The organism is Brevibacterium epidermidis NBRC 14811 (genome assembly GCF_001570805.1).
In the GTDB taxonomy this organism is placed as follows: Bacteria; Actinomycetota; Actinomycetes; order Actinomycetales; family Brevibacteriaceae; genus Brevibacterium; species Brevibacterium epidermidis.
In genome coordinates, this window is record NZ_BCSJ01000003.1 from 179,072 (window position 1) to 203,365 (window position 24,294).

Here is a 24,294-nt window from a genome sequence, read left to right on the forward strand (position 1 = left end):
CTGTGCGCGAGGGGGGACTTGAACCCCCACGACCTTGCGGCCACTGGCACCTGAAGCCAGCGCGTCTACCAATTCCGCCACTCGCGCGAACAAGGTAAAACTCTAGCATCGGAGATGGCGAAACATAAAACCGAGAATGCCGAATCGGCTCAAACGTGTCCACCCTCACATTTCTGCCCCGCACCGCCGCCCGCCCGCACCGTCTGCATTCCCTCGAACTTCCCTGGACGCGCGCAGGGAATCCCGGCACAGCTTCGCCCCGCGAACACGCGTGACGTGAGTTGAGAGCCTCACCGCGTTAGGATTGGGTGTTGATGTGCCCAGAGTGCACGTGATCAGGACCACCTGGTCAGAGCACTCAAAGACGCTTGGCGAAGAGTTCGTCCGGCAACGGCAACACCTGATGAGGAGGTGCCATGGGGTTACTCGATCGCTTCGAGAAGGGGCTGGAGAACGTTGTCAACGGCGCCTTCGCCAAGGCTTTCCGATCCCAGGTCGAACCCGTCGAACTCGCCGGAGCCCTGCGCCGTGAGGCCGACAACAAAGCTGCCGTGGTCTCCCGCGGCCGCACTCTGACGGCCAACCACTACGTCATCGAACTCTCGCAGACCGATCATGACCGGCTTGCCGGCCTCGAGACCGAGCTGCGCTCCGATCTGCGCCAGGTCGTCGGCGACCACGCCGTCGAACAGGCCTACAGCTTCGTCGGCCCCGTCTCCGTCGAATTCGCTCTCGCCGACGACCTCGACACGGGAATGTACCGCGTCGTGTCCTCGACACAGCGTCCCGACGGATCTCCTGCCGCTCAGCCCGCCAACCGCGGCGGCTACGACCCGATCTCGCGTGCGAATCCGATCGTCGGCGAATCCCCGAACTCCGGTTCCCGGCCCGTGACCCCACGCCGCACCCCCGAACCCGCCCGTTCGGCCTCGGCCGCGGCACCGCGCGCGAACCCCGCCGCCCGTCCCGCACCGGCACCTGCACCCGCTCGCTCCATCGAAGCCAGCGTGACCATCGACGGTCGCACGCAGATGCTGCGGCAGGGCACGAACACCTTCGGCCGCTCTTCGTCGAGCTCAGACTTCGTCATCGACGACCCCGGCGTCTCACGTCGTCACTTCGAGATCGTCGTCGAGGGCGACCGTGCCGTGGCCAATGACCTCGGTTCGACGAACGGCACGTTGTTGCACGGCCGCAAACTGACATCGGCGACCCTGTCCGACGGCGATATCCTCCTGGCCGGAGAGGCCGAGGTCCACTACAACGAGCGGGACGCCCAGTGAGCGAATTCACCGTCACCGTCTTCCGGTTGGCATTCTTCATCATCCTCTGGCTCTTCGTCCTCGGAGTCGCCGGAGTCCTCCGTCGCGACATCTTCGGCCCGCGGAAGGCTCGCGCCGGAAGAAAATCTCGCCGAGGCGGCTCCAAGTCCGCCCCGACGCCACCGTCCCGTCCGGCTCCCGCACCTCGTCCGGCGGCCGCCCCGGTCGCCCACGCCCATCCGGGCACCATCCGCATCACCGATGGCCCCTTGGCCGGGCAGACGCTCATGCTCTCGGGGGCACCCGTGACCTTCGGTCGGGCTCCCGACAACACGATCATCATCAATGACGACTTCGCCTCCAGCCATCACGCTCGGATCTCTGCGAAGAACGGCGCCTGGATGCTCGAAGACCTCGGTTCGACCAACGGCACCATCGTCGACGGTTCACGCATGACCGGGCCCATTCGGCTGGCCATCGGCACCCGGATCACCATCGGACATACGACCCTGGAGACCCAATCGTGACGACCGGCGGTACCATCACTCTCCGTTCGGCAGCCCGGTCTCACACCGGGCTGGTGCGTAAGAACAACCAGGACTCCGGCTACGCGGGACCCAATTTCCTACTCATCGCCGACGGAATGGGCGGTCACGCCGGCGGAGACGTCGCCTCGGCGATCACGGTCTCCCGCCTCGCCGAACTCGACCAAGCCCCCGGAGGCGAGGACGCCCTCGAACTGCTGCGCACCTCGATCCTCGAAGCCAATGACCGCATCTGCCGCGGCGTCGGCGAACAGCCCGAACTCGCCGGAATGGGCACCACCGTCACCGCGGTACTGCGCGCCCCCGGCAACCGCTTCGCTCTCGCCCACATCGGAGACTCCCGCGGCTATGTGCTGCGCGACGACAAACTCCAGCCGATCACCCACGACCACACATTCGTGCAGATGCTCGTCGACGAAGGCCGGATCACCCCCGAGGAGGCCGAGACCCACCCGCAGCGCTCGGTCGTGATGAAGGTCCTCGGCGACGTCGGGGCCTCCCCCGACCTCGACCTGTCCCTGCGCGAAGCTCAGGTCGGCGATCGTTGGATGCTGTGCTCGGACGGCCTGACCGGCTTCGCCGATCTCGACGACATCTCCCGCGTGCTCAAAGAGGTGTCCGACCCCGACGAGGCCTGCCGTCAGCTCATCGACCTGGCCCTGGCCGGCGGCGGAGCCGACAACGTCACCGTCGTCATCGGCGATGTCCTCGAGGGCGAAGTCGAAACCGCCGAAGGCATCTCCGTCGGCTCCGTCCACCTCAACCCCCGCTACGCCGCGATCGGCGCGAACCCCGACGCGGCAGTCGACACCGAAGCCCACGAGACCTTCGCCGACAACGACGTGTCCGCCGACACCGCACCGATCCAGACCGTGGACGGCGAAGACGTCGAAGCCCGGGACGGCACTACTCAGCAGCTGCGGACCGACACCGCCGCAGACGAGGAGGACGACCTCGACGAAGAGGTCGAGAAAAGGTCCTATCTCGGCTGGATCATCACCGCCATTGTGATCGTCGCGCTGGCCGTCGGCGGATTCTTCGCCTATAACTACGTCAGCCACCAGTACTACGTCGCCAACGACGAGGGAAAAGTCTCCCTCTACCGCGGCCTCGACACCACGCTCGGGCCCATCGAGCTCAGCCGCCTCGTCGACACCACGGACATCGAGGTCGGCAGCCTCAACAGCTACTCCCAGGATCGGCTGCGCGGATCGATTCCCGCCGGTTCACGCGATGAGGCCGATCGCATCATCGACAATCTGCGCAAGGAATCCGATCGCTCCTCCGGCATGTCCGGCGACGTCGAGGACTCGACGAGTCCGAGCGATCCGGCCCCCTCACCTCCGGATTCGAAGTCCGCGGACCCCAGTGACGCCATCACCCGGGAGTCGCAGTGATGAACCAGGCTCCCTCGCAGACCGCGCGCCCCAGAACCTACCGTCTGGCCGAGCTCGGTCTCCTGATCCTGGCAATCGCCGTCGCCACCAGCGCTTACGCTCTCGTCGGCCTCGGCGTCGAAGACACCATCCCTGCCAATGTCTACGGCTATGCCGCGTGGCTGGCGGCACTGGGCGTCATCCTCCACATCGTCGTGTGGATCAAGGCGAAGTACGCCGATCCCGTACTCGTGCCCATCGCGGTGCTGCTCAACGGGCTCGGCCTGGCCATGATCTACCGCGTCGACCTCGGCCGCGACGAATACCTCGGTTCGGCGATGACCCAGCTGGTGTGGATGACTCTCGGCGTGGGCCTGGCCATCGCAGTGATCTTCGTCGTGCGCGACCACCGCTGGCTGCGCCGCTACACCTATGTCTCGGGCTTCGCCGCTCTCGTCTTCCTCCTGCTTCCGCTCATCCCGGGCATCGGCAAGACCATCAACGGTGCCCGCATCTGGATCGGCGTCGGCCCCCTGTCCTTCCAGCCCGGTGAGATCGCGAAGATCTTGCTTGCCATCTTCTTCGCCGGCTACCTCGTCACCTACAAGGACCAGCTCGTCGCCGCCGGACCGAAGATCCTCGGCATCCGCTTCCCGCGTCTGCGCGACTTCGGACCCATCATCGTCGCCTGGGTCGCCAGCGTCGGCGTCCTCGTGTTCGAACGCGACCTCGGCACCTCGCTGCTCTTCTTCGGTCTCTTCGTCGCCATGCTCTACGTGGCCACCTCGAAGGTCTCATGGATCATCCTCGGCCTCGGATTCTTCTCTGCTGGCGCGGTCGCCGCGACGTTCCTCTTCTCCCACGTGGGGCAGCGTGTGTCCGGTTGGCTCAATGCGCTCACCGCCGAGGAATACAACAAGACCCCCGGTGGCTCCTACCAGCTCGTGCAGGGCCTGTTCGGCATGTCCAACGGCGGGCTCATCGGCACCGGCTTCGGTGAGGGCCGACCGAATATGGTCCCCTACGCCGAATCCGACTTCATCTACGCCAGCTTCGGTGAGGAGATCGGCCTTGCCGGGCTCTTCGTCATCCTGCTGTGCTACCTCTTCATCTTCCAGCGCGGAATCCGCACCGCCCAGCAGCTGCGCGACGGCTTCGGCACCCTGCTGGCCACGGGCTTGTCGTTCACAATCGCTCTGCAGGTCTTCGTCGTCGTCGGCGGCGTCACCCGCCTCATCCCGCTGACGGGTCTGACCACCCCGTTCCTCGCACAGGGCGGATCCTCGCTCATCGCGAACTGGATGATCATCGCCCTGCTGCTGCGCATCTCGGACAACGCCAGGCGCCCCGTGGAGGAGTTCCACACCGGAGTGCTCACCATCACCGAGGATCCGCAGCCCGTTCCCGCAGGTGCTCCCGCGGCGAAGTCGGATTCAGCGGACGCGGAAGGAGACGTCCGTGCCCAGGGCTCGGCATCCTCGGCGCGCACCGTCGACGAAGATGCCCCCACGACGAACCTGCCGCCGGCCGGTTCCCGTGAGTTCGACGGCGAAGCCCCGACGACGAACCTTCCGCCCGCGGATGTCCGCGCGCGGAAGCGCGGCGGGACACCGAACGACACCGATTCCAGCGACCAAGGACCCACCGGAGGTGAACGATGAAGAAGCCATTGACGCATATCGCCGTCGTCGGATTCGTCATGTTCGCGCTCCTGTTCGGATCGACGAGCTGGGTGCAGTACCTGACTGCGGATTCGCTCAACAACAATCCGCTCAACAACCGGCGGGTCCTCGACCAGCTGGCCCGTGATCGGGGTCCGATCCTCGTCGACGGCACCCCGATCGCGTATTCGGAACCGGTCGATGACAAGTACAAGTTCCAACGCAAGTACGGTTCGGACAACCTCGATCCCCGGGCCTATGCCTCGCTGACCGGGTACTACTCGGTCGTGTCCGGCGCCTCGGGCATGGAACGGGCCGTCGGCGACTACCTCTCCGGCGACTCCGATGCTCTGTTCTACGACAAGGTCGGCAGCTTCTTCACCGGTGAGCAGCCGCGCGGTGCCGCGGTCGAGCTGACGATCGACCCGAAGGTGCAGCAGGCGGCTTGGGACGGACTGGGCAACCAGAACGGTGCGGCCGTGGCCATCGACCCGAAGACCGGGAAGATCCTCGCCATGGTCTCGACACCTGGCTGGAACCCCAATGACCTGGCCAGCCACGACACGACTCAGGCCAGTGAGGCGTTCAAGAACCTCGAAGCCGCTGAGGGCAAGCCCGCCTACAACCGGGCCATCGGCGGCAATCTGTACCCGCCGGGTTCGACCTTCAAGGTCCTCGTCGCGGCTGCGGCCCTCGAATCCGGGGACTACGAACCCGATTCTCAGCTCAACGGTCCCGCCAAGCTCGACCTGCCGCAGACGACGGCGACGATCGGCAACTCGCATCCGGGTGCCTGCCGCAACGGCGGCAAGCCGACCCTGGCGGATTCGCTCGCCGAATCCTGCAACACCTCGTTTGCATCCCTGGGCATGGACCTCGGCGAGGATGCGATCGCGAAGCAGGCGGAGAAGTTCGGCTTCGGCGAGGATCTCGAGATCCCGCTCAACGTCACCCCCTCCTCGTTCCCCTCAGACCTCAACCCGCCGCAGCTGGCGCAGTCCTCGCTCGGTCAGTACGAAGTCCGTTCGACTCCGCTGCAGATGGCGATGATGACCGCGGGAATCGCCAACGGCGGAAAGATGATGAAACCCCAGCTCGTGGATCGGGTGCTCAATGCGAACACCCTCGAACCGATCTCGGAGACCCGGCCGAACCAGATGTCGCGTCCCGTTTCCGGAGACACGGCCGACAAACTCACCGACATGATGACCGGTGTGGTCGAGAACGGCACCGCTTCGGTGGCGAAGATGGGCGATACGAAGGTCGCTGCGAAGACCGGAACCGCCCAGCACGCGAAGGGTGCGGCACCCCATGCCTGGTTCATCTCCTTCGCCCCGGCCGATGACCCGCAGATCGCGGTCGCGGTCGTGGTTGAGAACGGCGGAAACGCGGGCAGCGAAGCTTATGGTGCGACGGTCGCAGGACCGATCGCGAAGAACATGATGGAAGCGGTGGTCGAGAAATGAGACCCGTCGAAGGCACCCTGTTGGGCAACCGTTACAAACTCACCTCCCGCATCGCCGTCGGCGGCATGGGCGAGGTCTGGAAGGGTGTGGACTCCGTGCTCGGCCGTGAGGTCGCGGCGAAGATCCTCAAGGACGAGTACCTCTCCGAATCGACCTTCCTCGCCCGCTTCCGCGCCGAGGCCCAGAACATGGGTCGCGTCTCCGACCCTGGAATCGCCGGCGTCTACGACTACGGCGACGAGGACGGTTCGCCCTACCTCGTCATGGAGTACGTGCCCGGTGAGGCCCTGTCGGCCATCATCGAACGCAGCGCACCTCTGTCCGAGACCGACACTCTGAGCATCGTCACCCAGGCCGCTCAGGCCCTCGGCGCCGCCCACAAGGTGGGCGTCATCCACCGTGACATCAAGCCCGGCAATATCCTCATGACGCCGGACTTCCGCGTGAAGATCACGGACTTCGGCATCGCCCGAGTCACAGACCAGGCACCGCTGACGAAGACCGGGCAGGTCATGGGCACCGCCCAGTACCTCGCTCCAGAACAGGCCACCGGCAAGGGTTCGGGACCCGGATCCGACCTCTACGCCCTGGGCATCATCGCCTATGAGGCTCTGGCCGGTCAGCGACCCTTCACCGGAGACTCGCAGGTGGCCATCGCCATCGCCCAGGTCAATCAGCAGCATCCGCCGTTGCCGGACACGGTCTCCGAACCGCTGCGCCGCTTCGTCGACTGCCTGCTGGAGAAGAAGCCCGAACGTCGACCCTCGGATGCATTCAAGGTCGCCAAAGCCGCCGAGGCGCTCTCGGCCGGGGACATCGCCGGAGCCGAGGAGCTCGTGCCGCAGATGCGTCACGGTGCTGCCGCGTCGGAGGCACTCACCCAGGTCTTCAACAACCCGGAGCCGGCAGCCACGACGAAGACCCTGCCCGTCACTTCCTCGAACGACGCCACTCAGGTGTACCCGAACGGTGCCGCAGCCGGAATCGTCGGCGCCGGTGCAGCAGGTGCGGGTGCCGCAGCTGCGAATACGGGACAGCTCGACCCGAACGATCCGCAGAATCAGGATCTCGAGAAGGACAGGCAGTCGAACAAGGGGCGCGTCCTCATCTGGATCCTCGCGATCATCGCGCTCATCGCCGTGGGCTCCCTGCTGTGGTTCTTCCTCGGCGGGGGCAATGCCGAACCCGAACCGGACCCGTCCACCTCGGCCCCCACCTCGGAGGCGGCGAAGACGATCGAGATCGATAAGAACGATTACATCGGACTCTCGGAATCCTCGGCGACGCAGAACCTCGAGAACAAGGGGCTCGAGGTCGATACGACCGATATCAACTCGGATCGGGCAGCCGGGACCGTCGCGGACGTCGGCGAGGGCGAGAACGGATACACCTTCGAAGAAGGCGACACCGTGACCCTCTACATCTCGGCCGGTCCCGCCGAACAGCCCGAGGAACCTGCTTCTGACTCCGGTTCCGATTCGGGTCTGGGCAACGACTCGGAGTCGAGCTCGGACTCCGGTTCCTCCTCGGATTCGCAGGATCAGGGTTCGGACTCCGGATCTGATTCGGCGAACAGCGACACCGGTTCGGACTCCGAGACTTCGTCGAATTCGTCATCGGACTCCGAGACGTCGAGCGAATCGGACTCCTCGAGTTCGACGGACACGTCCGGTGAGACGGACTCTTCGGGCTCCGGGGATTCGGCCGACGCCTCGGGCGGTTCGAACCCGAACAGCGGCAATGACGGGGCAGGCAGCAATTCGGGCTCGGCGAGCAGCTCGGATGCCAGCGGCAACCCGAACGGAAACAACGGCAATGAATAGACATTGAGCGATTCAGAGCAGCGGTCAGAAGAAACGAAGAGTTTGAGATACTGGAACTCGACTCGGTTCAGGTGAGAATGAACCCAGAGACCGGGTGAGACAAGCGGAGGACATACATGAGTGAACCCAAGGTGCTGTCGGGGCGTTACGAAGTTCGTGCGCTCCTCGGCCGTGGGGGCATGGCAGAAGTGCATGAGGGCGTCGACAACCGTCTCGGGCGTCGCGTGGCCATCAAACTTCTGCGCTCCGATCTCGCCCGCGATCCCTCGTTCCACACCCGCCTCAAGCGCGAGGCGCAGTCCGCGGCCGGTCTCAATCACCCCGGAATCGTCTCCGTCTACGATTCGGGTGAAGAGGAATTCGTCGAATCCGGTGGCTCGTCCGTGTCCGTGCCCTTCATCGTCATGGAATACGTCGAGGGTCAGACGCTGCGCGAAGTCCTCAATGAACACGGCACACTCACCGTCGACGAGGCCCTCAACGTCATCGCCGGAGTCCTCGCTCCGCTCGAGTACTCCCATCGCAACGGCATCGTCCACCGCGACATCAAGCCTGCGAACGTCATGCTCACCCCCGAGGGTGACATCAAGGTCATGGACTTCGGGATCGCCCGAGCACTCAAGGACAACTCGGGACTGACGCAGACCCAGTCGGTGGTCGGCACCGCCCAGTACCTCTCCCCCGAACAGGCGCGCGGTGAGGTCGTCGACGCCCGTTCCGACCTCTATTCCACCGCCTGCCTGCTCTATGAGCTTCTGGCCGGCCGTCCCCCGTTCGTCGGCGACTCCCAGCTGGCAGTGGCCTATCAGCACGTCGGTGAGACTCCGCAGCCGCCGAGCTTCTACAACCAGAGCATCCCACCGGCCGTCGACAGGCTCCTCCTCCACGCACTGCTGAAGGACCGCGACGCCCGCTACCAGGACGCCTACACCTTCCGTGAGGACGTGCTCGCCGCCCGCGACGGTCGCCCCATGAGCTTCGAGGACGACGTCGAGGCCACGCAGGCGTACCCGATGATGGCCCCGCCCATGACCGCTCCGATGGCTCATGCCGCAGAGGCCGAGCCGGCTCCGGAGACCGGCCCCGTCTCGACGATCATGTCCAACCAGGAGGAGCGGCAGCCGCAGAAGCGTTCGCGCGCCTGGGTCTGGATTGGTTCGATCTTCGTTCTCCTCGCCCTGGCCGCGGTGGCGCTGTGGGTGTACGAGATCAACAAACCCGAACCGATCGTCCAGGTCGAGGTCACGGATGTGGCCGATATGGATGCCGACGAGGCCGAGGCAGCGCTCATCCAACAGGGCCTGCGAGTCGACCGCGACGAGAAGTACAGCGCAGAGGTCGACGAGGGCAAGGCCATCGAGACCGATCCTCCCGGCGGTCAGCGCGTGGAGAAGGACAGCGTGGTCAAGCTGATCATCTCGTCGGGCCCCGAGTCCGTGAAGGTCCCCGATGTCTCCGGCAAGACCGAGGAAGAGGCGCGGAAGGTCATCAACGACGCGAAGCTGCAGGCCGGCACCCATATCTCCCAGAATTCGCCAGATGTGGAGAAGGGCGTGGTCATCGAGACCAAGCCCGGTGACGGTCAGGAAGTCGACGTCGATTCGAATGTCGATCTCGTCGTGTCCTCGGGCATGGTCGAGGTTCCCGATGTCACCGGTCAGACCGCCGAGGAGGCCTGCAAGACCCTCGAGGGTGATGAGTACCAGCTCACGTGCAAGACCGAAGAGGTCGAGACCGACGAACACGATGAGAAGAAGGTCTTCGAACAGTCCGCGACTGGCGGCAGCGAGGTCAAGCAGGGTTCGGAGATCACCGTGAAGGTGGCCAAGAAGCCGCCGGAGCCCTCGCCTTCGATTCCCTCGATCCCGGGTGGCATTCCGACCGCTCCCGGCGATGACGGCGGCGGAGACGACGATAAGAAGGACAAAGACAAGGATAAGAAGGACAAGGATTCGATGGGCGGAGGGCTCTTCGACAACTGGTCCGAAGTCATCGGCAACTGAGGCCCACAGTCCTCGGACGCACAGCGGCCGGGTCAGTCATCGACTGACCCGGCCGTTGCCGTCTCCGGGAATGATCTGTGCGCGTCTGTGACGATGTCTCTCTGTCGGTGTCTCTCAGTCCAAGGTGAGGAACAGGTCGGTGCGCATATCGGCGGGATCCGCCTGGGGGCTGGGCTCGGTGACATAGAGTTCGATGAACGGCAGTCCCGGGCGATGCCCGGCCGCCACCGCGTCCTTGAGCAGCTGCGCCCAGGATTCCCCGAGCCCGTCATATCCGCCGAGGTGGCTGCGCACGGCCATGGATCCGCCGGGCAGCTCCGCGGGGATGACGATATGACCGCCGGCGATCGGCTGCGCGTTCGTCAGTCCTGCCGAGGTGGGGATCCCCACCTGCAGATCCACCGTTTCGCTCGGCTGCCGGGTGTAGAGGGCGAAGGCCGGTCCTGCGGGTTCGATTCCCGCCTCGGAGAGCACGGGGAAGAGCCCGTTGAACGTGGAATCGAAGAGTTCCGGCAGGTCCGACATGGGCACTTCGCGGCCTTCGACGACCGCCGCCGGAGTAGCCGGGACCTCGATGACGGTGAGTTCGGTGAACGGTTCTTCGCGCAGATAGGTCGGTTCTGACATCGTCGCTGTCTCCTGTTCGTCGGTCGTGCACGGCACTGCGGGCGTGCACGGATCCCGGCGCGGATGCGGATCAACTGAGCACAGGGATCACTGTGCTCACGATCATAACGATCGGCCGCCTCGGCGAGAACCCTGAGAACAGGGATCGGCGGGAATTCTCAGGCGATCGCGGTCGCCAAAGGCGACATGCCCGCCGCGGCCTGGGCGGCACCCTCGAGGCCGCATACCTCGAGCCAGTTGCCGAGCATGAGGTATCCGCATTCGGTGAGCACGGATTCGGGGTGGAACTGGACGCCGAACAGGGGCTTCTCGCGGTGTTCGATGGCCATGACGATGCCGTCGTCGGTGCGGGCGGTGACGGTGAACTTCTCGAGGTCGAGGGTCTCGTCGACGATCGCCAGCGAATGGTAGCGGGTGACGGTCAGCGGGCTCGGGCAGCCGAAGAAGATGCCTTCGCCGTCGTGGGTGATGACCGAGGTCTTGCCGTGCATGAGCACGGGTGAGTGGGTCACCTCGGCGCCGAACACCTCGCCGAGGGCCTGATGGCCCAGGCAGACGCCGAACACGGGCATTCCGGAGGTCTCCGCCCAGGACAGCAGGGGCGGGCAGACTCCGGATTCGGCGGGCACGCCGGGACCAGGCGACAGGAGGACACCGTCGTAGGCGGTAACGGTGTCGGCGATCTCGGCGGCGGGGATGTCGTCGTTGCGGACGACATCGACGTCCGCGCCGAGCTCACGCAGATAGGACACGAGCGTGTAGACGAAGCTGTCGTAGTTGTCGATGACGAGGATTGAGGTCATGATTGTCCGGTCTCCGTCACGGTGGCGTTGTTGAAGGGCATGTACGGGGCGATCACGGGGAAGACGTACTGCATGAGCACCAGCACGACGGCCGCGATGAGGATGAGGGCCAAGATGAGTTTGACGACCCAGTTGCCCGGGAGGATCCGCCAGATGAAAGCGTACATATCAGGCACCGCCGTTCTTGCTGACCTTGTCGTAGGCCTTCGAGTCCTTGATATTGTCCGGCGCTCCGTCGCTGGCCGGCGTCCAGTCCGTGAGTTCGGCGTAGGCGACGTAGCGTTCCCGTGCGGAGAACATCGGGTTGCAGGCCGTCATCGTCAGGATTCGGTCCTTGCCCTTGAACTCGGGTGCGTCCGGCACGGGTGAGAGCACTTCGACGGCATCGGGGAGGATGATGTCGAAGTTGCGGAAGGTGTAGGTGTAGAAGCCGTCCTTCGTCTGGACGATGATCTCATCGCCCGGGCGCAGGTTCGCGATCTGGTTGAGCGGCTTGCCGTAGGTCACGCGGTGGCCGGCGATGGAGAAGTTCCCGACCTCGCCCGGCATCGCCGAATTCGGGTAGCGGCCCACGCCCATCCGGTTGAGCACGGGTTCGAGGTCGACCCCCTCGGCCACAGTGCGGTAGTAGTCATCGCCGAAGCGCGGGATGTAGAAGATGCCGAACGCTTCGTTCTTGCCCACGGGATCGGCGACCACGGGTTCGTCCGGATCGTCGGGCAGTTCGTTCGGGTCCTGGTTCGCCCAGTCCTGAGAGAGTTCGTCGGCGAGCACTTCGTTGTCGCGGTTGGCCTGGATGTCCGTCCACCACAGCTGCCAGACGACGAAGAGGATGAGGACGAGACCAGCCGTGATGCACAGTTCGCCGAAGGTGCGCACAGTGCCGCGGATCGGGCCGAGCGGTTCGCGTTCCACGGGCTGACGTCGCCGCTGGCGTCGGGTCTCGCGGCGGCCCTGAGGCTGATCCTCGCCGAGGTGGCCGTGCGTTGCTTGTCCATGCGCAGCTTGTCCGCCCGGCTGGGGTGCGGCCGCGTATGCGTTGTTGGCTGCGTATCCGGTCCCGGCCGCGGCGGGAGCCTGCTGTGCCGCGGCGGGGGCGTTCTGCGGGACCGCGGGCATCGCTTGGGTGGACTGGCCATGCTGCTGGCCAGGTGCGGCCTGTGGGGGCTGCGGAGGCTGCTGAGGTTGCTGGGGCTGTTGGTAGACGGGCGGGGCATCGGAATAGACGGCGGTCGGTTCACCCTGGGCTGCGGCGGCTTCGGCTTCCCTGCGCCGCATCTCGCGTCGACTGGGCAGCGGCTGATCGCCCGAGGCAGCGGAAGCGTCTGCAGACCGACCGGCGGCGTGACCGAGCTGTTGGCCGGCGGAGTCAGATGGAGCCTGCCGTCTCTGAGCAGGCCGGATAGTGGGTCGCGAGGGCGGATTCACGCCCGGTTCGTTACCCGAGGAGGAACTATTCACCACTTCTGCTCCGTGACTGTCACTGCATTGTCGGGGGCCGTCGAAGATGACAGGCGGGGATACCCCTATGCACTTTATCCTATGAGAATCATCGTTCGGGGCGCGCTCGGGCCGCTTTCAGGGTAGTCGGAGTTTTTCACTGAGACCCCCGCCCCGAGTAGACTGGTCTGCGATCGTCCCCAACCATTCATTCGGCGACCCCACGGCGGTCGACCGACAAAGGAGTACTTGTGGCCAAGTCCAAAGGACGCCCCCAGCGCACTTCTCGCACTTCGTCGGCGGCCAAGGCGAAGCAGGCCGAGTCCGCAGAAGCGGTCGAGGCGACCGAAGTCGAGGAACTCGAGACCGAAACGCTCGACACCGATGTCGCCGACGATGCTGACACCGACCTCGCCGAAGCTGCGAACGACGAATCGGATGCGACCGAGTCTGCTGCGGACGACCTGAAGGACGAATCCGCGGACGAGGACGCCGACGAAGAGGCGTCCGACAAGACTTCTGAGAAGGACTCAAAGAAGGACTCAGACACCGCGGCTGCCGCGAAGAAGACCAAGGCGTCGAAGGACGAGAAGTCCGACTCGGCCAAGGACGAGAAGTCAACGAAGGATGCGAAGTCAACGAAGACCTCGGCTTCTAAGGCCTCCGACTCCAAGGCATCGTCCTCCAAGACTTCCGGTTCGAAGGGATCGGCGTCCAAGTCAACCAGCTCGAAGGGCTCAGCCGCCAAGCGCACGTCCCGTTCGGGCAATCCGGCCAAACGCCCACAGGGGCGCAAGACTGCGAGCTACACCTCGACCTCAGGTCAGCAGACGATCAAGCCGAACCCGAGCTGGTTCCTGCCGGTCCTCCTCGGCCTGCTGATCGTGGGTCTGATCTGGCTCGTCACCTTCTACATCACTCAGGGTGCTTTCCCCGTCGAAGCATGGGGCAACTGGAACATCCTCATCGGCTTCGCCTTCTTCGTGGCGGGTCTGATCATGTCCACTCGCTGGCGATAGCCGGCCCAGGCCCCAATCGCTTCGATTGTCTGGTCGAACTGCGGTGATTCTCAAGCTTCAGAATCACTGCGGAGCGACCAGACAATCTGCATTCACCAGGACCTTTACTGACCCCAACAGTCGCAGCCCGTCATCAACAATCCACAAGCGTCGAGTTATACCCAAGCCGGGTGCGTCGCTTGTGGATAACTTATTTTATGCTTCTGACCAGGGTAAATACACGTGTGTAAGTTATCCACGTTGTGGATAGAGCCTGTGGACAAAGAATTTTCCACCGCAGAGTGCACACAAATGGACCTTTTTCGGGTAAAAGCCTGACAGCGCCGAACTCAGAGGCCGAGGCCGACCATCTTCCACGCTCCGGCGGCCGCCATGAGCACCACCAGACCGACCGAGGTCACTGTGAACACCAGCGTCCGCGACCGCTGTGGACCCAGCAGCCCCGCACAGCCGAGCACGAAGCCGGTGATCAGACCGCCGAGGTGGGACTCCCAGGACACTCCTGCCACGAGGAATCCATAGCCGAAGTTGAGCGCGACGAAGACGAGGACCCCGGTGATGTTCCGGTCGAGGCGACGGGTCGGGGCCAAGAGGACGCCGACGATCGCGAACACCGCACCTGAAGCGCCGATATGGTTCGTCACCCAGTCGACGTCGAACGGGTCGGCCAGCAGGAGAACCATGGCAGAACCACCGGCGGTGCCGATGATGTAGACGGCCAGGAACTTCCAGTGCCCCAAGGCCCTTTCGACGAATGATCCGAAGAAGAACAGCCCGATCATGTTCGCCAGCAGGTGGAAAGGGGAGGGCTCCTCGTGGACGAGGGCGACCGAGAGCACCCGCCACGGCTGTTCGAGCGAGAGAGCGGGAACGAAGCTCAGCCGCCGCAGCAGGTCGAGGCCGGGAATGAGCTCCGCAAGGAAAGCCACGATGGTAACGATGAGCAGCGTGCGGGTGATCAGCGGCGGGGATGCAGAAAGGGCCCGGCCGGTTTCCCGTGCCGAGCCCTCCTGAGGTGTGTCCATCACACCATGGTACTCAGTGGTCCTCTATGGACGGTGACTCACTTCGCGGTGATGTCGACCTTCTCGATGACGACCGGCTCGACCGGCTTGTCCATCGCAGCGGTGCGCACGCCCTCGATCTCGTCGACGACCTTCTGGCTGGCTTCGTCGGCGACCTCACCGAAGATGGTGTGCTTGCCGTTGAGCCACGGGGTCTCGGCGGTGGTGATGAAGAACTGCGAACCGTTGGTGCCGCGGCCCATCTGCTTGCCGGCGTTGGCCATGGCCAGCAGGTACTTACGGTCGAACTGCAGTTCGGGGTGGATCTCGTCGTCGAAGGTGTAGCCGGGTCCGCCGGTGCCGGTGCCCAGCGGGCAGCCGCCCTGGATCATGAAGTTCGAGATGATGCGGTGGAAGCCGAGTCCGTCGTAGAAGGGACGCTTGGTCGGTTCACCGGTCGAAGGATCGGTGAACTCACGCTCGCCCTGGGCCAGTTCGACGAAGTTGGCCACGGTCTTCGGAGCATGGTTGCCGAAGAGGTTGATGGTGATGTCACCGTGGTTGGTGTGCAGGACTGCGGTATGCGTTGAGGCTGTAGTCATGACTTCATTCTTCCACGCCGAGGCGGCGAATGCAGTTCCGAACCAGGACCATTGCCCAACCTGTCAGGCGATCCGCAGACAATTCGATGACATCCGCTGTCCACAGGTTTGCCCCTAGGCCGTAGACTAGTCAGTGATCAACTTGACCACCGACATCTAAGGATTGGGAACAGTTTATGTCGAAGAAGCCCACCCGAGATCAGCTCACTTCCAAGCTCGATTCCGCGAAGCAGACGTCACTCCGAGTCCTGGCAGATGCCAGTGAGAACGCAGCCCCGAAGCTGCGTGAGGCCGCCGACAAGGCTCGCCCGCAGGTCGAGGCACTGGCAGGCAAGGCCGAAGAGTTCGCTGAGAAGGCACGTCCGCAGGTCGAAGCACTGGCCGACAAGGCCAATGGTCAGGTCCATTCCTGGGCCGACAAGCTCGAGTCCTACCGCCCCGAAGCAACCGAGCGCGCCGGCAAGTTCGCATCGAACGCAGCGTCTTCGCTGTCCGCGGCCGAGACCCCGAAGCTCATCGACGATCTGGCTGTCCGCCTCACCGGTGACAAGAAGGCCATGAAGAAGGCCCGCAAGGCTCTCGCCAATGCCGGTAAGCGCATCGAGAAGGATACCGCTCGCAAGTCCGGCGGCGGAAAGACCGCACTCGTGTGGACCCTCGTCATCGGTTCGGCCGCCGGAATCGGCTACTACGTGTGGAAGAAGGCCCAGCCGGTCGAGGATCCCTGGTCGACCCCGCTGCCGAACAACCGTCCCGCCGACGCTCGTCCGGTCGGCTCGACCCCGGCTTCGCGCCAGGGCGCTGCCGCTGCCACCCAGGTCTCGCAGACCGCTGTGCCCTCGACCAAGGCAGACGCCGCGGACGAGGTCCCCGCTCCGAAGCCGGCCGTCAAGCCTGCCGAGGACTCCGACGCCAAGCACTGAGTCACTCCGGGCTGATCAGTCACACTGAACAGCCGCGCAGGCGAATCCAAGGATTCGCAAGACCGTCACCGAGGCGGCCCACCGATGAGGTGGGCCGCCTCGTTGTTCCCGTGGCTGTAGAACCCTTATTACTACCTGGCGGCGGCCCAGATACCTCGCGCGAGGTTGCTGGGCCGCCGTCAGGTAGTAATTGGGGAGGGTGGGCTTAGTCGGGGTCGAGGACCTCGCGCCCGCCGCGGGGGAAGCCGCCGGCTCGGCGGGCGGCCAAGAGACCGGTGATCGTGAACGCGAGGGTAGCGGCGAGGATGAGCAGCAGCGGTGCCGTCCACCCGGCGGTGGCGGTGTTGAGCCAACCGGCGAACGGCGGGGCCAGGGTCGCTGCGAGGTAGCCGCCGAACTGCACACGCGCCGAAGCGGACGCGGTCTGCGCATCGCTTCCGGCGGTGCGGGCGATTATCGAGAAGATCGCCGTGAACCCGCCACCCTGGGCGATGCCGCCGGTGGTCGCCCACAACCAGTAGGCGCCGGGGGCCGCCAACAGTCCCACGGGCAGGGACAGCCAGAGCACGGCGACGATCGCCACAGGCACCCAAGGCTTCGTCTTCATCGCCAGCAGCGGCACTCCGAAGGCACCGAGGATCGCAGCGATCTGGAACAGGGACGCCGTGCCTCCGGCGGCGGTCGGGGCGAGCCCGATCGTGTCGCCGAGGTAGCTCGGCAGCCAGGTAGTCGTCACGTAGTAAGCGGTCGACTGTCCGGAGAACGTGATGATGAGCAGGGCGATGATCAGCCGGAAGGAAGCGGGAGCCTCGGCCCACGAGGGCTTCACGACGGGGGCGGCCGCCTCGGTGAGGGAAGGATCGTCGGCGGATTCGGCCGCGGCAGCGCGGGCAGCCTCACCCTCGCGGCGCACGCGCACGCGGATGAGCACCATCCAGAAACCGAGGCCCAAGAAGGCGAGACCGCCCCAGGCGGCCAGGGCCCAGCGCCAACCGAAGGCCGCGGCCAGGGGGCCGGTGCCGATGAGGGTGGCCATCGACCCGACGTTCATCATCGCCGAATACAGGCCGGTGACCAGCGACACCTGTTCCCACGGCACCTCCCGGCGGATGATGACGGGGACGACGATATTGCCCAAGGTGATCGCCAGGCCGATGATGCCGGTGCCCGCGAGCACCAGCCAGGACGGGCCGACCGAACGCAGAACGGTACCCAGCAGGACACCCGACAGGCACGCGAGAACCGTGGCTTCGGCCCCGAGGCGGGTGATGAACTTCCCCGCCAGCGGCGTGGCCAGAGCGAACAGCAGGACCGGCAGGCCGGTGAGCAGACCGAGTCCGGCCGCGCTGAACCCCGTGCCCTCCTGGATGTCGGGCAGGATCGCGGTCGGCCCGATGATCGGGGTGCGCAGATTGAGGGCGAGAATGACGATGCCCAGAACGATCCAGGGCAGCATCCTCTTTGCGGTCGGCCGCTGAGGCGAACTCACATCCGCTCGGGCACGCGGATACCGAGCACCCCGAGACCGGCCTGGAGGACCTCGAGCACGATCGCCGAGAGCCGCAGGCGGGAGTCGCGCAGCTCAGGGGTCTCGGCGATGAGCACCGGGCACTGCTCGTAGAACGAGGTGAATGCCTGGGCGAGATCGAACAGGTAGGTGCACAGTCGGTGGGGCATCGACCCGGCGGCCACCTCGGTGACCACATCGGCGAAGCCGAGGATCGACAGCGCGAGCTCACGTTCGGCAGCCTCGCCGAGGCTGATCGCGGCGTTCGCGACCTGGGAGGCGTCGACGCCTTCGGCTTCGGCTTTGCGGCCGATGGAGCGGATGCGGGCGCCGGCGTACTGGAGGTACGGGGCGGTGTTGCCGATGGGGGCGAGCATCCGGTCGAGGTCGAAGGTGTAGGAGGTGTCGTGCGCGACGGACAGATCGGCGTACTTCACCGCACCGATGCCGACGATGCGGGCGACCTCGTCGGCTTCCGCAGGCTCGAAGTCCACACTCGACTCCGCCAGTGTCGCCTTCGCCCGGGTCACGGCCTCTTCGAGGAGCTCGGCCAGGCGCAGCGGGGCGCCGGAGCGGGTGCGCAGGATCTTGCCGTCGGAACCGAGCACATTGCCGATCTTCACGTGTTCGGGACTGAAGGTCTCCGGCAGCCAGCCGGCCGCGCGGGCGACGGTGAAGACCATGTCGAAGTGCATGGCCTGCGGGGTGCCGACGACGTAGAGGGCACGGTTCACACCGAGGTTGACCGCCCGGTTGCGCACGGCGGCGAGGTCCGTCGTGGCGTAGCCGTAGCCGCCGTCGGATTTGCGGATGATGAGCGGCAGGGGTTCGCCCTCACGGCCGGTGAAGCCTTCGGGGAACACGCACAGCGCACCATCGGAGATCGTCGCCAGGCCTTTGGCTTCGAGCTCGTCGCAGACCTCGGCCAGCACGTCGTTGTAAGTGGACTCGCCGGCGAGGTCGTCGTCGGTGAGGGTGACGTCGAGGAGCGAGTAGATGCGGTTGAAGTATTCGCGGGAGTAGCCGACGAGCGTCGTCCACAGACCCAGGGTCTCTTCATCGCCGCCCTGGAGCTTGACGACGCGGGCCCGCGAACGCGTGGCGAAGGCCTCGTCGGAGTCGAACTTCGCCCGGGCAGCCTGGTAGAAGGCGTTCGGGTTCTCGGACACCTCGGAGGCCTCGGCCGAGTCGACGCCGACGTCGAGGAGGTGCTCGATGAGCATGCCGAACGGTGTGCCCCAGTCGCCGATGTGGTTCTGGCGGATGACCGTGTTGCCGAGGAATTCGTGGGTGCGGGCCAGAGCGTCACCGACGACGGTGGTGCGCAGGTGGCCGACGTGCATCTCCTTGGCCACATTCGGGGCCGAATAGTCGATGGCGATGGTCTGCGGATCGGTGTTCTCCGGAGCCGCAGAGACTCCGCCTGCGGTCAGGGTGGAGGCGAGGAATTCGGGGGTGAACGTGAGGTTGATGAACCCGGGTCCCGAGATCTCCGGGGTCTCGCAGACGCCCTCGAGGTCGAGGTTCTCGACGATCTGCGCGGCGATATCGCGCGGCTTCGACTTCAGTTCCTTGGCCAGCGGCAGGGCCACATTCGCCTGGAAGTCTGCGAACTGGCTGCTGCGGATGACGGGATCGCGCCTGGCGAAGTCCTCACCGAAGGCCTGGGTGAGGGCGGCGGCGAAACGGTCCGTGAGCACAGAAGTCAGTGATGGCATATGCCCATTCTATTGCCGGGTGCAAGTTGCCTGGGCATCGGTTCCGGCCCGCGGCCGCCCCACAGTCGAGCTTGTAATGTGGGTCACGTGACTTATCTTCGCTATCCCCATATTCAGTCCGATCTCATCACCTTCGCCGCCGACGACGATGTCTGGCTGGTCCCCTCCGCCGGCGGCCGCGCCTGGCGCCTGACCTCCGATCATGCGCCGGTCCGATCACCGAGGATCTCGCCCGACGGAGCGCATGTCGCGTTCGTGTCCTTCCGCACCGGCCAGCCGGAGCTCATGGTCGCCGAGGTGGCCACCGGGGCCCTGCGCCGGCTCACCTGGATGGGTTCGACGGCGATGACGATGCTCGGCTGGGCCGATCCGACCCATGTCCTCGTCGGTGCGAACGCCGGGGAGTTCGAGGTCCGCAACCATGTCGTGAAGTCCGTGAGCCTGAACGGTGAGATCGATCGGCTGTCGTTCGGTCGCGCCTCGGGTCTGGCCAGGCACCATACGGGAGTGACGGCTCTGTCGACCCCGTTCTCCCGTCCGCCCGCGCACTGGAAGCGCTACCGGGGAGGCACCGCGCCGAGGCTGTGGCTCGATCGGGTCGGCAACGCGAATTCTGCCGGCATCGGCGATGGGTCCGGGGCCCGGTGGCAGCGCCTGCTGGGCGAGGACGAGGCCTCGCTGACGGATCCGCTGTGGGTCGGCGATTCGCTCGTCTTCACCTCGGACCGAGCCGCGACCTTCCCTCACCATGCCGATGAACAGGCGAACCTGTGGATCATCGACGGTCTGGCCACCTCGGCGAATGTGGGTGGGGCCGCCTCGACGAACCCGGACGCCGCGATCGAACCGCGCCAGCTCACTCACCAGACCGAGGCCGACGGCTACGTCCGTGACGCCACGACCGACGGCACCCGCATCGTCTGGCACTCCCGTGGGCAGATCAAGATCCTCGATAGCCTCGATGCGGCCGTCCGCACCCTCGCAGTGACTCTGCCGGGCACTCAGGTGCAGCCGCTGAGCCTCGATCCGAAGACCGGGCTCAACAGCATCAGCCCTGACCAGGCAGGCAATACCTCGGTCGTGGAATGGCGCGGCAAGACCTTCTGGCTCGCCCACCGCGAAGGTCCGGCCCGGGCACTGTGCGCGGATTCGTCGATCCGCACCCGCGAACCCCTCGTCCTCGGGGACACGGGTTACGCCGCATACATCACGGATGTCGAAGGGGAGGACGCGATCGAGGTCGCGTCCGTGACCGGGGACAAGCCGCCTCGGCGAATCGGGGCCGGAGCCCTGGGACGGGTCCTTCACCTGCAGGCGGATCCGGCGGGGAAGATGCTCGCCACGATCTCCCACGACGGATCGATTCGGACCGTCGAGGTGGGCAACGGGCGGACGCGGCTGGTCGGACATTCGGGCCATGGCGAGGCGCGGGATCCGCGGTTCTCACCCGATGGGAAGTACCTTATTTGGTCGCAGCCGACGCAGGGTGAGGAGCTGCTCGCGCAGCTGATGATCGCCGAGGTGAAGTCGGATCGTCAGGCCCAGCCGCTGACGACGGGCAAGTTCAACGACTTCTCACCGACCTTCACCCGCGATGGAAAGTTCGTCGCGTTCCTCTCCGATCGCACCTTCGATCCCTCGTACAACCAGCATTCCTTCGACCTGTCGTTCAACGGCGTCACCCGACCGTGGCTGCTGCCCTTGGCCGCCGATGAGCCCGCACCGTTCGGACCGAGCGCCGGCGGGTGGGCGATCAGCGAGGTCACCGAGGAGGCCAAATCCGAGCGTGGACGCGGGGACAAGACCGTCGCCACCGTCGAGGTCGAACTCGAGGGCGCGGAGGAACGCATCGTGCCGTTCCCCGTCGCCTCGGGGGTCTTCCGTGATCTCGACTCCGCCGAGGGCGGCCTCGTCTGGCTGCGCACCGGCGACGTCGAGGCCGGTGAGCTCGGCACACAGAGGGCCGGAGATACCGGTGACAAACCCGCCGAGGTGGTCCAGTACTTCGACTTCGCCAAGCGGAAGGTCACCACCGTCGTCGACAAGGCCGACGAGTACGAGATCTCAGGAGACGGCAAGCTGCTCGTCGTGCGCAGCGACGATGCGATCAGCGTGGTGCCTGCGAACCGGAAGGTCGAGGCCGACGATGATGAGTTCGTCTCCGTCGACCTGTCGCGTCTGCGGTTCGAACTCGACCGTCGGGCCGAGTGGCTGCAGATGTTCGAGGAGAACTCGCGGATCATGCGCGACCACTATTGGCGCGAAGACATGAACGGGGTCGATTGGGAGTCGGTCACGCTGCGCTGGCGTGCCGTGGCCGCGAAGGCCCTGACTCACGACGATCTCGTGGACGTGCTGTGGGAGACCGTGGGTGAGCTCAACACCTCGCATGCTTATGTCACGCCGCCGTCGGGGCTCGGCGATGGGTCGAAGAAGCTCGGCTTCCTCGGTGCGGATCTCGCCAAGACGGCGGATGGATGGACGATTGAGCGCATCCTTCCCGGTGAGAGCAGTGAACCGGATGCCAGGTCGCCGCTTCGGCAGGCCGGCGTCGGGGCCCAGCCCGGCGATGTCATCGTCGCCGTGAATGGTCAGCCCGTCGACGAGGCGGCCGGTCCCGCCGCTCATCTGCAGGGCGCCGCGGACACGATCGTCGAGCTCACTCTGCGCCGCGGTCGCAAGGACCGCACGGTCGCGGTCATTCCGCTGGCCAGTGAGGAGAAGCTGCGCTACCAGGATTGGGTGCGTTCGCGCCGGGAGTATGTGGCCGAGAAGTCCGCCGGCCGCATCGGCTACGTCCATGTCCCGGACATGACCTCCTACGGTTGGGCGCAGCTGCACCGGGATCTGCGACAGGCCATGGGCTGCGAGGGTGTCATCGCCGATGTGCGTTTCAACCGCGGCGGGCACACGAGCGCGCTCGTGGCCGAACGCTTCGCCGACCAAGTGGTTGCCTGGGGTGCGGCTCGCAGCTATGACCAGATGGACCGGGACCCCGAGGATGCTCCGCGCGGCCCCGTCGTCTTCGTGGCCAATGAGTTCTCCGGATCCGACGGCGACATCATCAACGCGCGGGTGCAGGCCAGGGGCATCGGCCCGGTCGTCGGTGTGCGCACGTGGGGCGGAGTCGTCGGCATCGACGGTCGCTACGACCTCGTCGACGGCACCGGTGTGACCCAGCCGCGCTACTCCTTCTGGATCGAGGGCAAGGGCTGGGACGTGGAGAACTACGGCGTCGAACCCGATATCGAGGTCGAGCACGATCCCGGTCAGCTCTTCGCCGCCGACGATCCGCAGCTCGATCGCGCCATCGCCGAGGTGTTCGCCGGCCTGGAGGACCGTCCCGCCGCTCAGGCACCGGAGTTCCCACCCCCGCGCGTGCAGCCGCTGAAGAAGGACGGATCCGGCGTCCCCGAAGCCCCCGCCGAGGACTGACCCACCAACCCCTCCACCTGCCGGTAGGGCTTGGCCCCGCCACCTGCCGACGACCACACGGCGTTCCAGCCATCAGTTCGCGTCCTGATGGCTGGAACGCAGTGTGGTCACGGGCCCAGCCACCTCGTGGGGAGTCATCGGGTTCTGATCCAGTCATCGAGTTTTCTCCCGATGACTGGATCAGAACTCGATGTGCAACCGTACAAAACCCGATGCGTTCCGGGCTCTACCGTTCGGCCGGGATAAGGGCCCACATGGCGAAGGCGAGCAGCACGAAGCCCGAGATGACGCCGCTGATGACGGGGATGAACGCCGGAGCCGCCGCGAAGAAGGCGATGAACCCGCCGATTCCGCAGAGGGTGACGACGGTGGCGAGCACATGGAAGCGGTCGAGCCCGAACACGCGGCCGAGCGCGTAGAAATGAGTGCCGACGACCACGGCCACCCATGCCACTCCGAGTTCCGAGTGGCCGAGGCTCGCCAGCAGCCGGGTTCCCGCGAACAGGAGGACCAACTCGATGAGCACGATGATCCAGTAGGCGCGACCGAACGGCGGTTCCCGACGGTCACGTTTCCCTGATTCGCCGAGGCGGCCGCCACCGACTCGAGCACTGACCGAATCATTGTCGCCGCCATCGTCGTCGGTGAAGGCCCCCGAACCATCCCTCCCCGTATGACGGCTCCGCATGAGTCCGCGGATCGCGAAGATCGCGATGCCTGCGAACGCCAGGACCCCGACTGTGATGACAAGTGTGCGTCCCAGGGTGGAGAACTGGCCAGTGTTGATGATGAGGAAAAGCAGACCGAAGCCGGCGCCGATGAGCGCCCCGATCTCCGCACCGTCGGCCGGCCGCCTGCCGTTCGGCATTGTCGGTCTGTTCGAGTCGGGTGTTTCTGCGGTCATCATCGTCCGTCTCTTATTCTGTCGGCACCCTTGCCGGCAACATTCTTCCACCCGCGCACCGCCGCTTCGATGCAGTTGGATGAAACTCGGCGAATTCACAAGAATCTTCCGGCGCTGCAACTCTTGACCTGGCTTGTGAACTCATGTTCACTAGTGGTGAACATAGATTCATTTTC

At 65.5% G+C, this 24,294-nt stretch carries 19 protein-coding genes and 1 tRNA gene; 10 read left to right on the plus strand and 10 right to left on the minus strand.

Translation table 11 applies throughout. The annotated features are described in order from the left end of the window. Nucleotides 1–3: 3 nt before the first annotated feature. A tRNA-Leu gene (locus BEP01S_RS02505) sits at nt 4–87 on the minus strand. A 329-nt stretch (nt 88–416) separates the two neighbouring features. On the opposite strand from BEP01S_RS02505, the gene BEP01S_RS02510 reads away from it, so the two are divergent. The 7 genes from BEP01S_RS02510 to pknB all read left to right on the plus strand — a co-directional run bounded on the left by BEP01S_RS02510 (nt 417) and on the right by pknB (nt 10,136). After that, a complete protein-coding gene (locus BEP01S_RS02510) occupies nt 417–1,283 on the plus strand; it encodes a DUF3662 and FHA domain-containing protein (protein WP_039211658.1) in 867 nt (288 codons plus the stop codon). Beyond that, nucleotides 1,280–1,789 carry an FHA domain-containing protein FhaB/FipA gene (locus tag BEP01S_RS02515; protein ID WP_039211660.1) on the plus strand — a complete coding sequence of 170 codons (510 nt, stop codon included), beginning with the start codon at nt 1,280–1,282 and terminating at the stop codon, nt 1,787–1,789. The genes BEP01S_RS02510 and BEP01S_RS02515 overlap by 4 nt, the downstream gene beginning before the upstream one ends. Before the next feature lie 53 nt (nt 1,790–1,842). Beyond that, nucleotides 1,843–3,204: a PP2C family protein-serine/threonine phosphatase gene (locus BEP01S_RS02520; protein WP_235355255.1), complete on the plus strand. Its 1,362-nt coding sequence runs from the start codon at nt 1,843–1,845 to the stop codon at nt 3,202–3,204. Beyond that, complete coding sequence (locus BEP01S_RS02525; protein ID WP_083532462.1) at nt 3,204–4,844, plus strand: FtsW/RodA/SpoVE family cell cycle protein; 1,641 nt, start codon at nt 3,204–3,206, stop codon at nt 4,842–4,844. The genes BEP01S_RS02520 and BEP01S_RS02525 overlap by 1 nt, the downstream gene beginning before the upstream one ends. Beyond that, nucleotides 4,841–6,310, plus strand: a complete 1,470-nt coding sequence (locus BEP01S_RS02530; protein WP_062240260.1) for a peptidoglycan D,D-transpeptidase FtsI family protein — start codon at nt 4,841–4,843, stop codon at nt 6,308–6,310. Before BEP01S_RS02525 ends, BEP01S_RS02530 begins: the two co-directional genes overlap by 4 nt. Then, nucleotides 6,307–8,133, plus strand: a complete 1,827-nt coding sequence (locus BEP01S_RS02535; RefSeq protein WP_083532463.1) for a protein kinase domain-containing protein — start codon at nt 6,307–6,309, stop codon at nt 8,131–8,133. The genes BEP01S_RS02530 and BEP01S_RS02535 overlap by 4 nt, the downstream gene beginning before the upstream one ends. Before the next feature lie 116 nt (nt 8,134–8,249). Continuing rightward, entirely contained in the window at nt 8,250–10,136 is a 1,887-nt protein-coding gene (gene pknB / locus BEP01S_RS02540) for a Stk1 family PASTA domain-containing Ser/Thr kinase (protein WP_062240263.1), read from the plus strand. A gap of 114 nt (nt 10,137–10,250) precedes the next feature. Here the strand turns inward: pknB and BEP01S_RS02545 are convergent, their stop codons facing one another. The 4 genes from BEP01S_RS02545 to BEP01S_RS02555 all read right to left on the minus strand — a co-directional run bounded on the left by BEP01S_RS02545 (nt 10,251) and on the right by BEP01S_RS02555 (nt 12,844). Then, the gene (locus BEP01S_RS02545; RefSeq protein ID WP_062240856.1) at nt 10,251–10,763 is read right to left on the minus strand and encodes a GyrI-like domain-containing protein; all 513 of its coding nucleotides are present in this window, start codon (nt 10,761–10,763) and stop codon (nt 10,251–10,253) included. 158 nt (nt 10,764–10,921) lie between these two features. After that, entirely contained in the window at nt 10,922–11,566 is a 645-nt protein-coding gene (locus BEP01S_RS02550; protein ID WP_062240266.1) for an anthranilate synthase component II, read from the minus strand. Beyond that, nucleotides 11,563–11,733, minus strand: a complete 171-nt coding sequence (locus tag BEP01S_RS16905; RefSeq protein ID WP_039211671.1) for a hypothetical protein — start codon at nt 11,731–11,733, stop codon at nt 11,563–11,565. The genes BEP01S_RS02550 and BEP01S_RS16905 overlap by 4 nt, the downstream gene beginning before the upstream one ends. Before the next feature lies 1 nt (nt 11,734). Then, nucleotides 11,735–12,844: a class E sortase gene (locus tag BEP01S_RS02555; RefSeq protein WP_082019063.1), complete on the minus strand. Its 1,110-nt coding sequence runs from the start codon at nt 12,842–12,844 to the stop codon at nt 11,735–11,737. Between the two features lie 413 nt (nt 12,845–13,257). On the opposite strand from BEP01S_RS02555, the gene BEP01S_RS02560 reads away from it, so the two are divergent. Further along, a complete protein-coding gene (locus BEP01S_RS02560) occupies nt 13,258–14,025 on the plus strand; it encodes a cell division protein CrgA (RefSeq protein WP_039211672.1) in 768 nt (255 codons plus the stop codon). A gap of 329 nt (nt 14,026–14,354) precedes the next feature. Here the strand turns inward: BEP01S_RS02560 and BEP01S_RS02565 are convergent, their stop codons facing one another. Next, nucleotides 14,355–15,050: a rhomboid family intramembrane serine protease gene (locus BEP01S_RS02565; protein ID WP_039211674.1), complete on the minus strand. Its 696-nt coding sequence runs from the start codon at nt 15,048–15,050 to the stop codon at nt 14,355–14,357. Nucleotides 15,051–15,088: 38 nt separating this feature from the next. Then, on the minus strand, nt 15,089–15,631 hold the full coding sequence (locus BEP01S_RS02570) for a peptidylprolyl isomerase (RefSeq protein WP_039211675.1): 543 nt from the start codon (nt 15,629–15,631) through the stop codon (nt 15,089–15,091). Between the two features lie 176 nt (nt 15,632–15,807). Here BEP01S_RS02570 and BEP01S_RS02575 point away from each other — a divergent pair, with 176 nt between their 5' ends. Then, nucleotides 15,808–16,554 carry a hypothetical protein gene (locus tag BEP01S_RS02575; RefSeq protein ID WP_052240147.1) on the plus strand — a complete coding sequence of 249 codons (747 nt, stop codon included), beginning with the start codon at nt 15,808–15,810 and terminating at the stop codon, nt 16,552–16,554. Between the two features lie 205 nt (nt 16,555–16,759). On the opposite strand, the gene BEP01S_RS02580 is transcribed toward BEP01S_RS02575, so the two are convergent. Together BEP01S_RS02580 and argS are read right to left on the minus strand one after the other, a co-directional pair. Beyond that, the gene (locus BEP01S_RS02580; protein ID WP_062240269.1) at nt 16,760–18,010 is read right to left on the minus strand and encodes an MFS transporter; all 1,251 of its coding nucleotides are present in this window, start codon (nt 18,008–18,010) and stop codon (nt 16,760–16,762) included. Between the two features lie 29 nt (nt 18,011–18,039). Beyond that, on the minus strand, nt 18,040–19,779 hold the full coding sequence (gene argS / locus BEP01S_RS02585; protein WP_062240270.1) for an arginine--tRNA ligase: 1,740 nt from the start codon (nt 19,777–19,779) through the stop codon (nt 18,040–18,042). Nucleotides 19,780–19,866: 87 nt separating this feature from the next. Between argS and BEP01S_RS02590 the strand changes: the two genes are divergently transcribed. Then, nucleotides 19,867–23,214 (plus strand): S41 family peptidase, encoded by a 3,348-nt coding sequence (locus BEP01S_RS02590; RefSeq protein ID WP_062240273.1) that lies wholly within the window; start codon nt 19,867–19,869, stop codon nt 23,212–23,214. Nucleotides 23,215–23,440: 226 nt separating this feature from the next. Here BEP01S_RS02590 and BEP01S_RS02595 read toward each other — a convergent pair whose 3' ends face one another. Next, complete coding sequence (locus BEP01S_RS02595) at nt 23,441–24,118, minus strand: hypothetical protein (protein ID WP_244882026.1); 678 nt, start codon at nt 24,116–24,118, stop codon at nt 23,441–23,443. Between the last annotated feature and the right edge of the window lie 176 nt (nt 24,119–24,294).

Bases quoted from the DNA above. Each gene is read 5' to 3' on its own strand.
- BEP01S_RS02510 (WP_039211658.1), top strand. From the start codon at position 417: ATGGGGTTACTCGATCGCTTCGAGAAGGGGCTGGAGAACGTTGTCAAC.
- BEP01S_RS02525 (WP_083532462.1), top strand. From the start codon at position 3,204: ATGAACCAGGCTCCCTCGCAGACCGCGCGCCCCAGAACCTACCGTCTG.
- BEP01S_RS02530 (WP_062240260.1), top strand. From the start codon at position 4,841: ATGAAGAAGCCATTGACGCATATCGCCGTCGTCGGATTCGTCATGTTC.
- BEP01S_RS02535 (WP_083532463.1), top strand. From the start codon at position 6,307: ATGAGACCCGTCGAAGGCACCCTGTTGGGCAACCGTTACAAACTCACC.
- pknB (WP_062240263.1), top strand. From the start codon at position 8,250: ATGAGTGAACCCAAGGTGCTGTCGGGGCGTTACGAAGTTCGTGCGCTC.
- BEP01S_RS02545 (WP_062240856.1), bottom strand. From the start codon at position 10,763: ATGTCAGAACCGACCTATCTGCGCGAAGAACCGTTCACCGAACTCACC.
- BEP01S_RS02550 (WP_062240266.1), bottom strand. From the start codon at position 11,566: ATGACCTCAATCCTCGTCATCGACAACTACGACAGCTTCGTCTACACG.
- BEP01S_RS16905 (WP_039211671.1), bottom strand. From the start codon at position 11,733: ATGTACGCTTTCATCTGGCGGATCCTCCCGGGCAACTGGGTCGTCAAA.
- BEP01S_RS02555 (WP_082019063.1), bottom strand. From the start codon at position 12,844: ATGCGGCGCAGGGAAGCCGAAGCCGCCGCAGCCCAGGGTGAACCGACC.
- BEP01S_RS02565 (WP_039211674.1), bottom strand. From the start codon at position 15,050: ATGGACACACCTCAGGAGGGCTCGGCACGGGAAACCGGCCGGGCCCTT.
- BEP01S_RS02570 (WP_039211675.1), bottom strand. From the start codon at position 15,631: ATGACTACAGCCTCAACGCATACCGCAGTCCTGCACACCAACCACGGT.
- BEP01S_RS02575 (WP_052240147.1), top strand. From the start codon at position 15,808: ATGTCGAAGAAGCCCACCCGAGATCAGCTCACTTCCAAGCTCGATTCC.
- BEP01S_RS02580 (WP_062240269.1), bottom strand. From the start codon at position 18,010: ATGCTGCCCTGGATCGTTCTGGGCATCGTCATTCTCGCCCTCAATCTG.
- argS (WP_062240270.1), bottom strand. From the start codon at position 19,779: ATGCCATCACTGACTTCTGTGCTCACGGACCGTTTCGCCGCCGCCCTC.
- BEP01S_RS02595 (WP_244882026.1), bottom strand. From the start codon at position 24,118: ATGACCGCAGAAACACCCGACTCGAACAGACCGACAATGCCGAACGGC.